The 16,164-nt window shown below is 72.7% G+C and carries 13 protein-coding genes and 1 pseudogene; 9 read left to right on the top strand and 5 right to left on the bottom strand.

What is annotated here, in order from left to right; translation table 11 throughout:
* Positions 1-48 precede the first annotated feature (48 nt).
* Entirely contained in the window at positions 49-441 is a 393-nt protein-coding gene (locus ACZ561_RS24395) for a VOC family protein (RefSeq protein ID WP_470998799.1), read from the bottom strand.
* Between the two features lie 47 nt (positions 442-488).
* Between ACZ561_RS24395 and ACZ561_RS24390 the strand changes: the two genes are divergently transcribed.
* Together ACZ561_RS24390 and ACZ561_RS24385 are read left to right on the top strand one after the other, a co-directional pair.
* Positions 489-1,124: a nucleoside/nucleotide kinase family protein gene (locus ACZ561_RS24390; RefSeq protein ID WP_470998797.1), complete on the top strand. Its 636-nt coding sequence runs from the start codon at positions 489-491 to the stop codon at positions 1,122-1,124.
* A 43-nt stretch (positions 1,125-1,167) separates the two neighbouring features.
* Positions 1,168-2,070: a poly-gamma-glutamate hydrolase family protein gene (locus tag ACZ561_RS24385; protein WP_470998795.1), complete on the top strand. Its 903-nt coding sequence runs from the start codon at positions 1,168-1,170 to the stop codon at positions 2,068-2,070.
* A gap of 282 nt (positions 2,071-2,352) precedes the next feature.
* Here ACZ561_RS24385 and ACZ561_RS24380 read toward each other — a convergent pair whose 3' ends face one another.
* Positions 2,353-3,360 carry a quinone oxidoreductase family protein gene (locus ACZ561_RS24380; RefSeq protein WP_470998793.1) on the bottom strand — a complete coding sequence of 336 codons (1,008 nt, stop codon included), beginning with the start codon at positions 3,358-3,360 and terminating at the stop codon, positions 2,353-2,355.
* A 56-nt stretch (positions 3,361-3,416) separates the two neighbouring features.
* Here ACZ561_RS24380 and ACZ561_RS24375 point away from each other — a divergent pair.
* Positions 3,417-3,935 (top strand): annotated as a pseudogene (locus ACZ561_RS24375) (DDE-type integrase/transposase/recombinase); the annotation flags it as partial.
* Here the strand turns inward: ACZ561_RS24375 and ACZ561_RS24370 are convergent.
* On the bottom strand, positions 3,932-4,642 hold the full coding sequence (locus ACZ561_RS24370; protein ID WP_470998791.1) for a CTP synthase C-terminal region-related (seleno)protein: 711 nt from the start codon (positions 4,640-4,642) through the stop codon (positions 3,932-3,934). The pseudogene ACZ561_RS24375 and the gene ACZ561_RS24370 sit on opposite strands and share 4 nt — an antisense overlap.
* 77 nt (positions 4,643-4,719) lie before the next feature.
* Between ACZ561_RS24370 and ACZ561_RS24365 the strand changes: the two genes are divergently transcribed.
* From ACZ561_RS24365 to ACZ561_RS24355, 3 genes are read left to right on the top strand one after another with little or no spacing between them, the layout of a single operon-like run.
* Positions 4,720-5,616 (top strand): LysR family transcriptional regulator, encoded by an 897-nt coding sequence (locus ACZ561_RS24365; RefSeq protein WP_470998789.1) that lies wholly within the window; start codon positions 4,720-4,722, stop codon positions 5,614-5,616.
* A gap of 53 nt (positions 5,617-5,669) precedes the next feature.
* Positions 5,670-6,635, top strand: coding sequence for a DUF1444 domain-containing protein (locus ACZ561_RS24360; RefSeq protein ID WP_470998788.1), 966 nt, complete (start codon positions 5,670-5,672; stop codon positions 6,633-6,635).
* Positions 6,636-6,674: 39 nt separating this feature from the next.
* Entirely contained in the window at positions 6,675-7,865 is a 1,191-nt protein-coding gene (locus tag ACZ561_RS24355; RefSeq protein ID WP_470998786.1) for a M24 family metallopeptidase, read from the top strand.
* A 224-nt stretch (positions 7,866-8,089) separates the two neighbouring features.
* Here the strand turns inward: ACZ561_RS24355 and treZ are convergent, their stop codons facing one another.
* The gene (gene treZ / locus ACZ561_RS24350; RefSeq protein WP_470998784.1) at positions 8,090-9,841 is read right to left on the bottom strand and encodes a malto-oligosyltrehalose trehalohydrolase; all 1,752 of its coding nucleotides are present in this window, start codon (positions 9,839-9,841) and stop codon (positions 8,090-8,092) included.
* A gap of 73 nt (positions 9,842-9,914) precedes the next feature.
* Complete coding sequence (locus ACZ561_RS24345) at positions 9,915-10,904, bottom strand: GNAT family N-acetyltransferase (protein WP_470998782.1); 990 nt, start codon at positions 10,902-10,904, stop codon at positions 9,915-9,917.
* A gap of 323 nt (positions 10,905-11,227) precedes the next feature.
* On the opposite strand from ACZ561_RS24345, the gene ACZ561_RS24340 reads away from it, so the two are divergent.
* The 3 genes from ACZ561_RS24340 (at position 11,228) to ACZ561_RS24330 (ending at position 15,814) form a co-directional block, all read left to right on the top strand.
* Positions 11,228-11,776, top strand: coding sequence for an FHA domain-containing protein (locus tag ACZ561_RS24340; protein WP_383551321.1), 549 nt, complete (start codon positions 11,228-11,230; stop codon positions 11,774-11,776).
* 243 nt (positions 11,777-12,019) lie between these two features.
* Positions 12,020-14,224, top strand: a complete 2,205-nt coding sequence (locus ACZ561_RS24335) for an MMPL family transporter (RefSeq protein ID WP_470998780.1) — start codon at positions 12,020-12,022, stop codon at positions 14,222-14,224.
* A gap of 525 nt (positions 14,225-14,749) precedes the next feature.
* Positions 14,750-15,814 (top strand): cytochrome P450, encoded by a 1,065-nt coding sequence (locus ACZ561_RS24330; protein ID WP_470998778.1) that lies wholly within the window; start codon positions 14,750-14,752, stop codon positions 15,812-15,814.
* Positions 15,815-16,164: the final 350 nt, after the last annotated feature.

Below are 16,164 nucleotides of genomic sequence, written 5' to 3'. Positions count from 1 at the left end.
AGGCAGTGGAACCGGTCCGCGCGGACGGTGCGGCCGCCCGCGCACGGTTCAGGACGCCGGTTGCAGCAGGTCCCAGCGGTTGCCGTAGAGGTCCTCGAAGACCGCGACCGAGCCGTACGGTTCGTGGCGGGGGGTCTCCAGGAAGCGGACGCCGGCCGCGGTCATCCGGGCGTGGTCGCGGGCGAAGTCGTCCGTGTGCAGGAAGAATCCGACGCGGCCGCCCGTCTGGGCGCCGACGGCGGACTCCTGGGCGGCGCCCTTCGCGCGGGCGAGCAGCAGGCCGGTACCGGCGGGGCCGCCCGCGGGGCGGACGACAACCCAGCGGGAGCCGTCGCCGCGATCCGTGTCCTCGACGAGGTCGAAGCCGAGGGCGTCGGTGTAGAAGGCGATGGCCTCGTCGTAGTCACGGACGACGAGGGCGACGAGAGCGATGGAGGACATACGCCCAGGTTATACGTATGACTTCGGGGGCGCCACACGGTGCGAGAATGCACCCCATGGACGCCCAGTCGCTCACCGAGCTCACCGCCCGCGCACGGCTGCTCGCCGTTCCCGGCCGGCGGCGGATCCTGGGGCTGGCCGGGGCCCCGGGAGCCGGGAAGTCCACGCTCGCGGCCCGGCTCGTCGCCCGGCTCGACGGGCTCGCCGCCCTCGTGCCGATGGACGGTTTCCATCTCGCCCAACGGGAGCTGGAGCGGCTCGGGCGCGAGCAGCGCAAGGGCGCGCCCGACACCTTCGACGCCGCCGGGTACACCGCGCTCCTCGCCCGCCTGCGGGCCCCCGAGCCCGGCACCACCGTCTACGCCCCCGCCTTCGACCGGGCCCTGGAGGAGCCCGTCGCCGCCGCGATACCGGTCGCCCCCGACGTCCCGCTCGTGGTCACCGAGGGCAACTACCTGCTCCACGACGAGGGCCCCTGGGCCACCGTCCTGCCGCTCCTCGACGAGGCCTGGTACCTGGAACTCGACGACCGCCGCCGCGTGCCCCGGCTCGTCGAACGCCATGTCCGCTTCGGCAAGGACCGCGCCCACGCCGAGCGCTGGGTCCAGGACTCCGACGAGTCCAACGCCCGGCTCGTCGCCCGCGGCCGGCACCGCGCCCACCTCGTCGTACGCATGAACTGACCCCCTCGGGAGCCATCCCCCGCCCATCGGACATGATCGCCGCATGAACACCACCAGTCGCCGCACCATCCTGACCTCCATGGCGGCCGCGGCCGCCGGTCTCCCCCTGCTCAACGACCTCGCGGGGAACGGCAGTACCGCCGCCGCGGCCACCTCCGCCGCCGAGTTCCCCTCGAACACGGCTCTGTACAGCAGCGGCACCTACCAGGAGGGCGTCCACTGGATGCGCCGCTTCCGTCGCGGCGCCCCGGCGGAACTGTTCGACAACGCGAGCGGAACGAGCGAGCCCGTCCGCAGTACGGCGATCATCGCGCCGCACGGCGGCGGCATCGAGGCGGGCACCAGTGAGCTGTGCCTCGCCATCGCCGGCTACACGCTCACCGGCGCCGGAACCGCCCCCGCGGCCGTGCCCGGAGCGCCGCAGCGCGACTACTGGATGTTCGAGGGGCTGGCCTCCTCCAGCGACCTGCACGTCACCTCGACCCACTGCGACGACCCGGCCGCCCTGGCCGTCTGCGGCAGCAACCTGTACGCCGTCTCCCTGCACGGCTTCGCCCCCGAGACGGGCCCGGCCAAGCAGATCCTCATCGGCGGCCGTGACCAGCGGCTGATGCGCAACCTGGCATCCGCCTTCGCCGCACACGGGATCACCACCGGGAACAGCGATCCCCGGCTGGACGTGCAGGTGGTCGTCGCGGGCGTCAACTCCCCGCTGAACGGCGACGACCCGGCGAACATCGTCAACCGCACGAGCAGCGGGGCCGGCGCCCAGCTCGAGATCTCCACCGAGCTGCGCAAGGCGATGTTCGGCACCTTCGGCAGCGCCGTCGACCGCAGGGCGACCGCCGGCAAGGGCTCCGCCGACGAGGCCCACTTCTGGAACGGTTTCGTCGACGCCGTACGCGAAGCCGTCGACCGCCACGAACTCGGCCGCGACGCCGTCTAGGCGAGGGAGGTCCGCATGTGTGACGGCGCCGTCCGGGCCCCTGCCCCTGAGGTCCGGGGCCCGCCCACAGGACGGCGCCGCCGCCCTAGCTGTTCTGTCCCGGGAGGTTGTGGACGGGTGAGCCAGGTCTCGGCTGAGGGATCTTGAAGGGGTGTGACCCAGATACGCCAGAACTTGATCTTGTCCTGCTGAGTGCCTGACGCTGTCGGGGATCTTGGCGATGACGGTCGGCCATGCCCTCGACATCTCAGTCTCCAAGATCCCCGACCTCGTCACCCGCGATCAGCTCTGCGTCTCCTCGCGGCGTCCAATAGCGGCCGCATCGGGTACGACGAGCAGCTTGCCGGTGGTACGCCGAGCCTCCAGATCGCTGTGGGCCTGGGCGGCCTCGGACAATGCGTAGCGGCCCGTTACGGTGACCTCAAGCGCCTTGGAGCGCACCCACTCGAACACATCGGCGGCCCGTCGGAGCAGTTCGGACCGATCGGCGATGAAGTGCCCGAGGCTGGGTCGGATCAGGGTCAGCGAACCGTGGGCGAGCCGCATCGGATCAAACGGAGGCACGGCACCACTTGCCGCGCCGAAGAGCACGAGATGGCCGCGGGTTCGCAGGCTGGCGAGGCTCGCATCGAAGGTGTGCGCGCCGACGCCGTCGAAGACAACCGGCAGTCCCTGACCGCCGTTGAGCCGCCTCACCTCGGCTGCGAGATCGTCGACTGCGGAGGAAAGGATCACCTCAGCGGCCCCGGCACGCTTCGCCAGCTCGGCCTTCGCCGTGGTCGACGTCGTGCCGATCACCCTGCCGCCGAGATGGGTGATGAGCTGGGTCAAAAGCAGCCCCATGCCACCAGCAGCCGCATGCACGAGCACCGTGTCGCCCCCCTGAACCGGGTAGGCGTCCTTGACGAGATAGTGCGCGGTCATGCCTTGGAGGAGCGCGGCGGCGGCTGTCTCGAAGCCGATATCGTCGGGCAGCGGCACCAGCCGGGAGGAGTCCACGACGGCCCGCTCGGCATACGTGCCGGGAATCTCCACCCAACCGACCCGGTCCCCGACTGCGACGTCAGCGACGCCGGGTCCCACTTCGACGACCGTGCCGGCGCCCTCAGCGCCCGGGGTGAAGGGCAGCGGGAGGCTGTACCGGCCTTCGCGGTGGTAGACGTCGAGGAAGTTGACCCCGGATGCGGCGATCTCCACGACCGCCTCGCCCGGACCCGGCCGCGGCTGGTCCACCTCGGCCTCCTGCAGCACCTCGGGACCGCCCACTTCGTACACCTGAATCGCTCGCATGACCCTCCAATAACGGTTCATCCCCCACCAACCCCGTTGATGGCGATCCGATTCCCGGCAACATCCCCGACGGCGGCGGACACAAGGTCCTGGGCCGGCAAGCGGGCTGCAAGACCCGCAGGAACGCCGGCTACAGCTACCTGCACACCGCCGTCGACGACCACTCCCGCCTCGCCTACAGCGAGATCCACGCGGACGAGAAGAAGGAGACCGCCACCGCCTTCTGGCAACGGGCCCACGCCTTCTTCACCGGCGCTGGGATCACCGTCGAACGGGTTCTGACCGACAACGGCTCCTGCTACCGCTCACGCGACTGGCGCGACAGCCTGGCGGCGGCCGGGATCACCCACAAACGAACCCGGCCCTACCGGCCCCAGGCCAACGGCAAGGTCGAACGCTTCAACCGCACCCTGCTCGACGAATGGGCCTACGCCCGCCCCTACCGGTCAGACATCGAACGCCGCGAAGCGTTCCCCGGCTGGCTCCACTCCTGCAATCACCACCGCGGACACACCGCACTCGCAGGCAAACCACCCGCAAGCCGCGTCCCCAACCTCACAGGGCAATACACCTAGCGCGCCCGCTCCGTCGCCGCCCGCGCCAGCGCCCGGACGATCGGGTGCGGGCGCGAGCCGTCGCCCGCCAGTTCCGGCTGGAACAGCGTCGCCAGGAAGAACGGGTGCCCGGGCAACTCCGCGATCCGGACCTGGCCCTCGTCGTCCTCGCCCGTGAAGCGCAGGCCATGGGCCCGCAAGGTGTCCAGACGGCGGCCGTCCGGGCCGTAGTTGCAGTGGTACCGCTCCGTCGTCCGCTCGGCGCCGAGCACCGACTCCGCGAGCGAGCCCGGCGTCACCCGCACCGCCCCCTCATGGCCGACCAGGGAGCAGGCGAGCGGCGCGATCAGCAGGTCGTCGCCGGCCGCCGCCGGGTCGTTCTCGGCGTGCGCCGCGCCGCTCAGGCCGCAGACGTCACGGGCGAACTCGAGCAGCGCGTGCTGGAAGCCGCCGCACGTGCCGAGGAACGGAATCCCGTCCTCCCGCGCCGTGCGGATCGCCGCCAGCGCGCCCGCCTCGCTCGCATACGGGCTCCCCGGCAGCACCCACACCGCGTCGAAGCCCTTCACCGCGCCGGGCGCCTCCGCATCCCCGGTCGGGATCCAGTACGCGTCGAGCACGAGGCCGTCGCGCTCGGCCAGCGCCTCCAGCAACACAGGGATGCGGACATGGGACTTCACATGCGGGGAACGGTCGCCGACCAGGGCGATACGGGATGTCTGCGTCATGCCGACCATGCTGCTCGCCCGCCCATGTTCACGTCCAACGATGATTCCTGCACTCTCCATCGTGAACACTTATGACCATGGATCCGCACCTCCTGCGTACATACGTCACCGTCGTCCGGCTCGCCTCCTTCTCCGAGGCCGCCCGCGACCTCGGCTACACCCAGTCCGCCGTCTCCCAGCACATCGCCGCCCTGGAGAACGACCTCGGCATGCCGCTGCTCGGCCGCCGCCCCGTCGTCCCCACCCCCGCGGGCGAGCGCCTGCTCGAACACGCCGGATCCCTCCTCCTCCGGCTCGACGCCGCCCGCGCCGACCTCGCCCGCTTCGCCGCCGCGCCCCGCGAGACGCTGACCCTCGCCGTCGCCCTGCTCGCCCTGCACCCCCGGACGCTCGACGCGCTCCCCGCCTGCGGCGTCACCCTGCGCACCCTGCCCCGCGACGAGGTGCCGGCCGCCGTCGCGACCGGAGCCGCCGATCTCGGTCTGGTCGACGGACTCGCCTCGCCCAGCGACCCGTTGCGGCTCCCCGACGTCGCCCCGCTCACCGCCGTGCGTGTCTCCGAGGAACCGCTCGCCGTGGTCCTGCCCTCCGGCCATCCGCTCGCCGGCCGCCCCGGACTGCGCCTCGCGGACCTCGTCGACGCGCGCTGGCTGGACGCCCCCGACGCCGGTATCCCGCTCGACGGACTGCGCGCCGCGCACGGCGGGCCCGCCGGCCACGGCTTCCGCACCGCCCTGCGCTACGAAGGCGCCGACACCCGCACCCTCGTCGCGCTGGCCGCCGCCGGCCACGGCCTGACGCTGCTGCCCGTCTCCCTCGCCGGAGCGATCGCCGGCGCCGTCGCCGTACCACTGAGCGCGCCCCGCCTCGTGCACCGCACCGAACTCCTCCACACCGGCGTCGAACCCGGCCCCCCGGCCGCCGAATTGGCAGCCTTCCTGGTCGGGGAGTCGACTTGGCGACTCCCCACCTGATCTACTCGACACACCCCCTAGGCTGTTCCCCAGGCGACGGAAGGCGGGCGGACGTGGGGTTGTTCCGGCGAGGACCCAAGCGCGACGGTGACGACGCACCCAGAGACCCCGAGTTCTCGTACTTCTCCCAGCGCGAGGCCGCCCTCTTCCGCAGTCGGGTCCGCGAGGCCTTCGCCGAACTCGGCCTCGAAGTCACCCTCTACGCCGACCTGGTGAGCGACGCCGACGGCCGCAGGTTCGGCCTCGGCAACCTCGCCGCCGTCTGCCACAACGACCGGCGTGGACCGCGCGCCTGGCCCGCGCTCATCCGCCGCCATGTCGGCCTCGTGCTGCGCACCATGGACGGCCCCTCCGCGCTCGACACCCTCCCGCCCGAGCAGATCCGCGCCCAGCTCTACCCCCGCGTGGTCAGCGGCGACGGCATCGACCCGGGGACCTTCGGCTACGCACGGAGCGTCGCGCCCGGACTGTACGAGATCCTTGCCCTCGACCTGCCGGAGAGCGTCATGATGCTCACCGACGAGGCCATCGAACCGCTCGGCGACGTCGACCGGTTGCGCGACCGGGCGCTCGCCAACCTGCGGGGGCTGCCCGTCGAGGGCCACGAGACGGTACGCGACGCCGACGGCATGTGCTTCGAGGTGATCCTCGGCGACTCCTTCTACACCGCGAGCCGCGTCCTGGATCTGGACACGGTCGTACGGCGCGTCACCGGGCAGTCGCTCGGCGAGCACGGGGCCCTGGTGGCGATGCCGTTCCGTCACCAACTCGCCTTCCACCCGATCCGCGACACCACGATCGTGCCCGCGCTCGGTGCGATGGCCTCGTTCGCCGCCTCCGGCTACGAGGACACCCCCGGTGCCATCAGCCCGTACGTCTTCTGGTGGCGCGGCGGCACGCTCACCCAGCTCAGCGACCATGACGAGGACGGCGGGGAGCTGCGGATCGTCGTCGGCGAGGAATTCCACGAGCTGCTCGAACGCCTCATCGCCCAGGGGCCGGGACCGGACCGGCGCTGAGCGGTCGCGTCCCGGGGGCCCGACGGGCAGGATGACTCCATGTCGAGTACGCCCGAGTCCCGTACGCCCGCCCCTTTCACCGCCGAGGACTACCGCGCCCGGATGGCGCGCGCCGCCGCGTCGGCGGCCGACGCCGGACTCGCCGGCGTCCTGGTCGCGCCCGGCCCGGACCTGGTCTACCTGACCGGCTATCGGCCGACCGCGATCACCGAACGGCTCACCGTTCTCGTCATCGTGCCCGGCCGGGACCCGGTCCTCGTCGTACCGACCCTGGAGGCCCCGGACGCGGAGAAGGCCCCGGGCGCCGGCGCGCTCACGCTGCGGGACTGGACCGACGGCAAGGACCCGTACACGGTCACCGCACCCCTCCTCGACGTCGAAGGATTCCCCCACAGCCATGAGGGCGTGGGAGGTGCCTCCATCGGCATCAGCGACAACGCCTGGGCGATGCACCTCCTCGGGCTGCAGAAGGAGCTGCCCGGCACCTCGTACGTCTCCTTGACGGAGGCCCTGCCGATGCTGCGGGCGGTCAAGGACGCGCGTGAACTGGAGCGGATCGCGGCCGCGGGCGCCGCCGCCGACCAGGCGTACAGCGAGATCCTGAAGGTCCGGTTCGCGGGCCGGCGGGAGACCGAGGTCGCGGCCGACCTCGCCGCGCTGCTCATGCGGTTCGGCCACTCCCAGGTCGACTTCACCGTCGTCGGCTCCGGCCCCAACGGCGCGAACCCGCACCACGAGGCGGGGGACCGGCTCATCCAGCGCGGCGACATGGTCGTCCTCGACTTCGGCGGCCTCAAGCACGGTTACGGCTCCGACACCACCCGTACCGTCCATGTCGGCGAGCCGACGGCCGAGGAGCAGCGCGTCCACGACCTGGTGCGGGAGGCCCAGCAGGCCGGCTTCGAGGCCGTCCGCCCCGGCGTGGCCTGCCAGGACGTCGACCGGGCGGCCCGCAAGGTGATCACGGACGCGGGCTACGGCGAGTATTTCATCCACCGCACCGGCCACGGCATCGGTGTCACCACCCACGAACCCCCGTACATGATCGAGGGCGAGGAGCGGCCGATCGTGCCGGGCATGTGCTTCTCGATCGAGCCCGGCGTCTATCTCCCGGGCCGCTTCGGCGTCCGCATCGAGGACATCGTCACGGCGACGGAGGACGGCCGGGGCGGTGCCGGCGGCGGCCGCCGCTTCAACAACACGCCGCACGAGATGGCGATCGTGGAGTGATCAGGTCGTGCGCGTGCCGCTCTCGTCGCAGGGGAGCGCGGCCCCCGGGTGGTCCTCGGCGAAGTCCTCGGAGATGTCCTGCGCCGTCCCCCGCATCGCGTCGCCCGTGATCCGGATCTGACCGTCGAAGGGCCGGTCGATGTCCTCGTGGCTCAGGCCTCCGCCACGCCCGGCTCACCACCCGCCCCGGCTCAGGACCCGCCCGGGCTCACCATCGCCCCGGCTCACCCGTCCGTCAGGACCACCGCGCACTCCGCCGGCAGCCGCAGCAGGCCGTCCGAGCCCGGGGCGTCGACCGGCTCCCAGGCGGCGAGGACGCGGTCGCGGCCGTTCGTGCCGAGCGGGATCTCCACCGGTTCCTTGCCCAGGTTGACCGCGACCCGCAGCACCCCGCGACGGAACGCCAGCCAGCGGGCCTCCTCGTCGTACGCGACCCGGACCGCGGCCAGGTCCGGGTCGGTGAGGTCCGGCAGGGTGCGGCGCAGCGCGATCAGCTCGCGGTGCCAGGCGAGGAGCCGGTTGTGCGGGGCGCGTTCGCGCTCCGCGCGGTCCAGGACGGAGCGGTCCCGGGTCGTGGGCTCCTGGGGGTCGGGGATGTCCTCCTCCGCCCAGCCGTGCTCCGCGAACTCCCGCCGCCTGCCGCGCCGTACCGCCTCCGCAAGCTCCGGGTCCGTGTGGTCGGTGAAGTACTGCCAGGGCGTCTTCGCGCCCCACTCCTCGCCCATGAAAAGCATCGGGACCGAGGGCCCGGTCAGGACGAGCGTCGCCGCGCAGGCGAGCAGGCCGGGGGAGAGGGTCGCGGAGAGCCGGTCGCCCAGCGCCCGGTTCCCGATCTGGTCGTGCGTCTGGGCGTACCCCAGGAAGCGGTGAGCGGGGGTACGGACCCGGTCCACCGGCCGTCCGTGGCGGCGGCCCCGGAAGCTCGAGTACGTACCGTCGTGGAAGAAGACGTGGGTCAGCGTCTTGGCGAGCGCGGCCAGCGGGGCCCGCGCGAAGTCGGCGTAGTAGCCCTGGGACTCGCCGGTCAGCGTGGTGTGCAGGGCGTGGTGGAAGTCGTCGTTCCATTGGGCGTGGATGCCGAGACCGCCCGAGACGCGCGGGGTCGTCGTCCGGGGATCGGCGAGGTCGGACTCGGCGATCAGGAAGTGCTGGCGGCCCTGCTCCCGCGCCAGCTCGTCCACCGCCTCCGACAGCTCCTCCAGGAACGTCAGCGCCCGGTCGTCCACCAGGGCATGCACGGCGTCCAGCCGGAGTCCGTCGATCCGGTAGTCCTGGAGCCAGGCGAGCGCGCTGTCCCGCAGATACGCGCGGACCTCGTCCGAGCCCGCCGCGTCCAGGTTCACCGCCGCGCCCCACGGCGTGTGATGCGTGTCGGTGAAGTACGGGCCGAAGGACGGCAGATGGTTCCCCGACGGGCCGAGATGGTTGTGCACGACGTCCAGGACCACCCCCATCCCCAGGCCGTGCGCCGTGTCGACGAAGCGCTTCAGCGCCGTCGGCCCGCCGTACGGCTCGTGGACCGCCCACGGCGCGACGCCGTCGTACCCCCAGCCGCGAACCCCGGGGAAAGGACAGAGCGGCATCAGCTCCACATGGGTGATGCCGAGCCCCGCCAGCTCCCCGAGCCGTTCGGCGGCCGCGTCCAGGGTCCCGTCGGGGGTGAAGGTACCGATGTGCAGCTCGTACAGGACCGCGGCGCGCAGCCGCAGCCGCGGCGACTCGTTGAACCAGACGTACGCGGAGTGGTCGACGACCGCGCTGAGCCCGTCCGGTCCGTCCGGCTGGCGGCGGGACCGGGGGTCGGGCAGTACCGGGCCGCCGTCCAGGGAGAAGCCGTAACGGTCGCCGTCCTCGGCCGTCGCGACCCCGGTCCACCAGCCGGCCCGCTCGGCGTCCCGCTCCAGGGGCTGCCCGGTGCCGTTCAGCTCCAGCGTCACCCGGTCACGGGCCTGCGGGGCCCACACCTCGAACAGCACCGGTCGGATCCCCTCGTCGACGGACGGCACGCCACGGCAACAGCGACAGCGACTACGGCGTCCATCCTGGCAGTCAGGACCGGGCCGCGCCCGGCGTGTCCCACACGAAGTCGATCTGCCGCTCGACGTTCACATAGCCCGCGCGGGCGAAGGCCTTCGCCATCGGTACGTTGCCCAGGTCGGTCGCGGCACGGATGCGGGGCACGTCCTGACCGGCCAGGATGCGGGTGCCCTCGGCGAGGACATCGTCGATGTAGCCCTTGCCGCGGTGTGTGGGGAGCACACCGATGTAGGCGATGGTGTGGTTGTAGTTGTTCCGGGCGGGCACGACGAAACCGACCGGCTCGCCGGTCTCCGGCAGCTGCGCGACCTGCCACCACTCCCGGGGCGAGGCGTAGTGCGCGAACTCGTCGTCGTAGTGCTGCTCCGCCGCCTCGCGGGTCGACATGCCGGACCCGAGGTCGGCTTGGCCGTGCGCGTCGAGCGTGCCCTCCATGACCGGGGTCATCAGCGCGACGAGGTCCTCGCGATCGCGCACCGGGCGGAACTCCAGACGGCCCTTCGGCTCCGGCAGAGGGGTGCCGGGGCGCCATTCCAGGCGGAGCCGCTCGACCAGTGGGCGGGCCCCGGAGGCCTCCAGGACGCCGAAGAGCGTCTCCAGCCCGGCGCGGGTCTCCGGTACTTCGCGCCAGTCCGGCGGCATGAACCGGTTGAACTCGGGGCGGGCCGTGCCCGCCGGTACGACCGCGGCGGTCGCCGTCTCCAGGAGTCGCAGGCCGATCTCGGCGCGCTCCTGCTCGGGCAGCTCGGGGTCGAGGTCGAAGAAGTCGAGGAGGAGCGGCTCGCCGCCCTCCTTCTTCGTCCACCAGGAGAGCCTGGCCAGCACGCGGTCGCCGCGCAGGGCGACCCACATCCACGCGGGCGTGCGGCGGCCGGTGGCGAGGTCGTCCTCGAGTTCGTGGTCGAGGACGTAGCTGAGCCGGCGGAACAGGGCCAGCTCCTCGGGCCCGGAGAGCGGGCGCAGTATCAGGCCGTCGGCCGTGCTGTTCGAGGACGCGTTCACGTCGTATCCCCCAGGGAGTCGAGTGCGCAGACCGTATCAGCGATCTTGGTGACGACGGTCGGGCTTCTTCCGGTGTCAGTTGTCGGTCGGGAGCGTGGCCTTGCCCGCCCGAGGCGAGCTGAGCCTGCACGGTGAGCGCGTCCCGCACCCTCGTGCCGAGGCCTCGACCTCTTCGCCCCCGAACCGGGCTCGGCAACGGGCGCTCCGAGATCTCGCGAGCCGGTAGGCGGAATCGCGGGGTCCGCGAGGCCGCTCACGCCCGGACAGTCCTGTGACGAGCCCCGTTCTGGACACGTCAGGCCCCTCGGACCGACAATCACGGTGTGACGACGCCTTTCGAGTTCTCCACGCACTCCGCGCGGCTCACCGACGCCGAGCGGGACCGTGCGCTGGTGCTGCTCCGTGAGGGTGCCGCGCAGGGCAGGCTCTCGCACGACACCTTCCTGTTCCGGATGGAGCGCGCCCTCGTCGCGCGCCGGCCGGACGAACTGGCCCTGCTCACCGCCGATCTGCAGACCGAGTCCGGCTGGACACGGCGGGTGGTGGGCGCGGTCGAGAAGATGTCCGCGTTCACGGCCAAGCTCGGCCGCGCCTGGCACGCCGAGCGGCTGCCGAAGCTGTTGCTGCCCGAACCGGGGCCGTACCCACTGAGGATCGGCCGCGACCCGGCGAACGGACTGCGGCTGAGCCACGAGACGGTCTCCAGGCTGCACGCCGAACTCTCCCTGCAGGGCGGGATGTGGGTCCTGCGCGACCTCGGATCGACCAACGGTACGAGCGTCAACGGCCGCCGGGTCACGGGCGCCGTGGCCGTGCGGGCGGGCGACATGGTGGCGTTCGGGCAGATGTCGTTCCGGCTGTCGGTCCGCTGAACGGCGGGACCTGGTACCGCTGAGAGGGCGGCGGTCCAGTATCGCTGGGAGGGCGGCGGCCCGGTGCCGCTGAGCGGTCGGTGGTCGGCAGTCGGCGGTCCGGTACCGGTGAAGTCCGATGCTCAGCATCGCTCAACGGCCGTGAGCTGTAGGGGATTTCCCGTACGGGTGGGGGTAACCCCCCCATCGGGACACCGGAGTCCACCAGTGACCCGGTGACGCCTCCGACGGGAGGCTGAGGGCATGGGAACAACAGGTCAGCAGCCCCAGGGAAGAGCCCCGGTCACCGTCCGAACGGCCCAGTGGTGTGCCACGCACCCGTGGAAGGCCATCTCCGGCTGGGTGCTCCTCCTCGCGCTGTGCATCGGTGCGGGGGCGGCGGTCGGCACGAACAAGGGCTCGTTCGCCGACTTCTGGATCGGCGAGGCCGGACGGGCCGAGGCCATGGCCTCCGGCAGCGGGCTGACCCCGCCGCCCGTCGAGCAGGTCCTGATCGAGCGCACGGCCCGGACCGCCGGGGAGGAACCCGAGGCAGCCGCGGGCGAGATCCGCCGCCGGATGGACGGCCTGCCCGCCGTCGAGTCGGTTGGCGAACCGGTCGCCACCCGCGACGGCGCCGCCCTGCGGATCGCCGTCACCCTGCGCGGGGACCGGGAGACCGCGAAGAAGGACGTCGACGCGCTCCTCGCACAGACCGCCGCCGTCCAGCAGGCGCACCCGGACCTGCGGATCGAGCAGACGGGCAGCGCCTCCATCTCCGTGGCCGTCAACGACAAGCAGGGCCAGGACCTCCAGCGGACCGAGATGATCAGTCTCCCGGTCACCTTTCTGATCCTCTTCGTGGTCTTCGGCGCGGTCCTCGCCGCCGGCATCCCCGTCCTGCTCGCCGTCTTCGCCTTCGCGGGCTCGGTCGGCCTGTACGGGCTCGCCTCCTGGGTCTTCCCGGACGCGGGCGGCGCGGCGCTCAGCGTGATCTTCATGATGGGCATGGCCGTCGGCGTCGACTACTCGCTCTTCTACCTCAAGCGGGCCCGGGAGGAGCGCGAGCGCTCCGGCGGCACGATCTCCCACGCCCGGGCCGTCGAACTGGCCGCCGCGACCTCGGGACGGGCCGTCGTCGACTCCGGTCTCGCCGTCGCGCTCTCCCTCGCCGCTCTGTACCTCGTCGGCGACGTGATCTTCTCCTCGATCGCCACCGGGGCGATCCTCGTCACGCTGGTGGCCGTTGGCGGCTCGCTCACCGTGCTGCCCGCTCTGCTGGCCGAGCTCGGCCACCGGATGGACGGCCGCCGGCTCTCCCGGCGACGCCGCGCGGGCGGCGAGGGTGGCGAGGGGCGCCTGTGGGCCAGGCTGCTGCGGCCCGTCGTACGCCGCCCGCTGGTCGCTCTGATCGCCGGTCTCGTCGCCACCGTCGCGCTCGCCGCGCCCGCACTGGGCATGAAGCTCGGCACCGAGGGCAAGGAGACCTTCCCGGACAGCATCCCGGCCGTCGCCGCGTACGACCGGCTCGTGACGGCCTTCCCCTCCGAGGGGCCCGCGCATCTCGTCCTCGTACGGGGCGAGGACCCGGCCGCGCCGCTTCGGAAGATGGCCGCGGCCACACGCGGCGACGCGCTCTTCGCGCAGGACCGGGCGCCGGTGGTACGGACGGCCGAGGACGGGCGCACGGCGCTGCTGGCCCTGCCCGTCCCGTACGCCGCGAACTCGCCCGAGGCGGGGCACTCCCTGGAGAAGGTGCGCGGGCAACTGCTGCCGGCGGCCGTCGAGGGAGAGCCGGGGCTGCAGTGGGCCGTGTCCGGCGAGATCGCGGCCGGCGCGGACTACGCGGCGCATCAGCGGGAGCGGCTGCCCTGGGTGATTCTCTTCGTCGCCCTCGCCACCCTGGCGATCATGTACGCCGCGTTCCGCTCGGTCGTGATGGCGGTGCTCGGCACGCTGCTCAACCTGGCGTCGGTGCTGGTGGCTTGGGGCGTACTCACGCTGGTCTTCCAGGGGACCTGGGCGGAGGGGTTGCTCGGCTTCGAGTCGCTGGGGTTCGTCGGCTCCCGTACGCCCCTGCTGGTGCTCGCGATCCTCGTGGGGCTCTCCACGGACTATCAGATCTTCGTGGTCAGCCGGATCCGGGAGGCCGTGGGACGCGGGGTGCCGACGCGGCGTGCGGTGGTGGACGGCATCGCCGGTTCGGCGAGTGTGGTGACGAGCGCCGCGGTGATCATGGTGTCGGTCTTCGTCAGCTTCCTGTTCATCGACCGCATCGAGATGAAGCAGATCGCGGTGGGTCTGACGGTCGCCGTCCTCTTCGACGCGATCGTGCTGCGCGCGATCATCCTCCCGTCGGCGATGGCCCTCCTGGGCGAGCGTGTCTGGTGGCCGCGACGCCCGGCGACGGCCGCCCGCCCGGCGCGCGTGCAGGCGCCGGTTGCACCGGCGGCGCCGGTGCAGGCCTGAGGAGCGGGCCGGCCGGCCGGGTGTCCGGTGTCGGGCGTCCGGCTGTTCGGGCCGGGTGTCTGACACCGGCCGGAACGCCCGGACGTCTGGACTTGTCCTGACCGGCCGGATGTCGGAACGCGCTCTGAACGCGCTGACGTCTGGACTTGTCCTGATCGGCCGGATGGTGGAACCCGTTCGGGACGCCCGGTGGCGGGGCCCGATCGGGACGCCCGGATGTCGGAGCCCGTTCCGAACGCCCTGACGTCTGTTCCGTCCCGACCGGCCGGAATCCTGAACGCCTCCCGACCAGTCGGATGTCACGCCGAGTGCCCAGCCGGCCCGGGCCGGCTGGGCGGCTGGCCTGCGCGGCCGGCACGGCCACCGCCGCGGAGTCGGCGAGCCGCTCCGGGGGCGCTCTCGCGCACGCCGAGGCGCGTCAGCGTCACCCGTTCGGCGGTTTGCAGGCTGCGCCGGCTCCCACCCGATGGTGGGGTGGGGAGACGCACTCACGGTGTTCCGACAGGTGTTCCGACAGGGGGCACGATGAACGACGAGTCGAACTCGGGCATACGGCCGGACGGCTGGGCGGCCGTGCCGCGCATGGAGCCCGCGCAGGTCCCGCGCGTATGGGCGAACGGCCCCGGGGCCGCGCGCGTCCGGGCGGACGCGCCCTTCGTCGCCGAGCGGTCGCCGAGCCGGACCGTCGCGCCCAGCCCCCTCGATCCCGGTGCCGGCCGGGACCCGCACCGCGTCCACCGGGTGCTGCGGGAGGAGTTCCCGCTCACCTACGACCCGCTGCTGCGGGCCTGGGTGCTCAGCCGGTACGCCGATGTCGCCGGTGCCCTCACCGACGCCCGCTTCACGCACGGCCACCGGCCCGGAGACCCGCCGTGTGCGCAGAGCCACGTCGACGTCGACGAGGGCGAGCTCCGGAGCGTCACCGCCCGCACCGCCTTCGTCCTCGCCCGCCGTATCGCCGAACGCCGCCAGGCCGACCTGGTCGCGGACTTCTGCCACTGGCTGCCCTCCGGCACCGTCGCCGCCGCCGTCGGAGTGCCGTACCGGGACATGATGCGACTGGTCCGAGGCCGCGCCGCCTCCGCGCTCGCCGGTCAGTGCACGGGCCAGATCGCGGTACGGGAGAAGGCACTCGCCAACTTTCTCGCCAACGTGCTCGTCGACCGGGAGCACGCGATGGCACTCCTGGACGCCCCGGCCGGGCAGATCGCCCGTGCCTGGACGGAGTCGCTGCGCCGCGACCCGCCCGTGCAGATCGCCGTCCGGCGCACCGGCGCCGAGGTACGGGTGAGCGGCGGCACGATCCCGGCGGGGGAGCCCGTCGCCCTGCTGATCGGGTCCGCGAGCCGCGACCCGGAGCGCTTCCGCGACCCCGACCGCTACGACCCGCTGCGCGACGACCCCGACCAACTCACCTACGGAAGAGGCGCCTGCCCCGCGGTCCTCCTCGCGGGCCTGGAAGCCGAGTACGCGCTGCGGGCCCTGTTCCACGCGATGCCCCGCCTCCGCCTGGCGGAGGGCTTCCGCCCCGAACGCACGGGCGTGATCACCCGAGCCCCACGGAACCTCCTGGTACGGCCGGGGGGCTAGGGGCACGATCGGTCCGTTCCGCGGGCCGGATCCCCCTTCACCTGGCCCGTGGGTTGCGGCCACCCCTTCGGCGGGGCGGCGCCCACCCCTCAACCCCGGCTCCGTCGAGCTGTGGGCAGGCGTTCCGCAGGGCGGTGCCCACCCTCAACGCCCGCCCCACCGTGTTCTGGGCAGGCATTCCACAGGGCGGTGCCCACCCTCAACGCCCGCCCCACCGGGTTCTGGGCACGCGTTCCACAGGGCGGGGCCCACCCTCAACCGCCGCCCCACCGGTTGTGGGCACCCGTTCCGCAGGTGGGCACAACCCGACCACGGCGCCGCACCTGTGCGCACCGTACGGACCGGGAGCC

The organism is Streptomyces sp. NPDC039609, assembly GCF_055596705.1.
This window is presented reverse-complemented; position numbering and strand designations above follow the sequence as displayed.

Coding starts and splice junctions, on each gene's coding strand:
- ACZ561_RS24355 (WP_470998786.1), top strand. CDS start 6,675: ATGTCGAGTACGCCCGAGTCCCGTACGCCCGCCCCTTTCACCGCCGAG.
- ACZ561_RS24335 (WP_470998780.1), top strand. CDS start 12,020: ATGGGAACAACAGGTCAGCAGCCCCAGGGAAGAGCCCCGGTCACCGTC.
- ACZ561_RS24380 (WP_470998793.1), bottom strand. CDS start 3,360: ATGCGAGCGATTCAGGTGTACGAAGTGGGCGGTCCCGAGGTGCTGCAG.
- ACZ561_RS24370 (WP_470998791.1), bottom strand. CDS start 4,642: ATGACGCAGACATCCCGTATCGCCCTGGTCGGCGACCGTTCCCCGCAT.
- ACZ561_RS24330 (WP_470998778.1), top strand. CDS start 14,750: ATGAACGACGAGTCGAACTCGGGCATACGGCCGGACGGCTGGGCGGCC.
- ACZ561_RS24390 (WP_470998797.1), top strand. CDS start 489: ATGCACCCCATGGACGCCCAGTCGCTCACCGAGCTCACCGCCCGCGCA.
- ACZ561_RS24385 (WP_470998795.1), top strand. CDS start 1,168: ATGAACACCACCAGTCGCCGCACCATCCTGACCTCCATGGCGGCCGCG.
- ACZ561_RS24365 (WP_470998789.1), top strand. CDS start 4,720: ATGGATCCGCACCTCCTGCGTACATACGTCACCGTCGTCCGGCTCGCC.
- ACZ561_RS24395 (WP_470998799.1), bottom strand. CDS start 441: ATGTCCTCCATCGCTCTCGTCGCCCTCGTCGTCCGTGACTACGACGAG.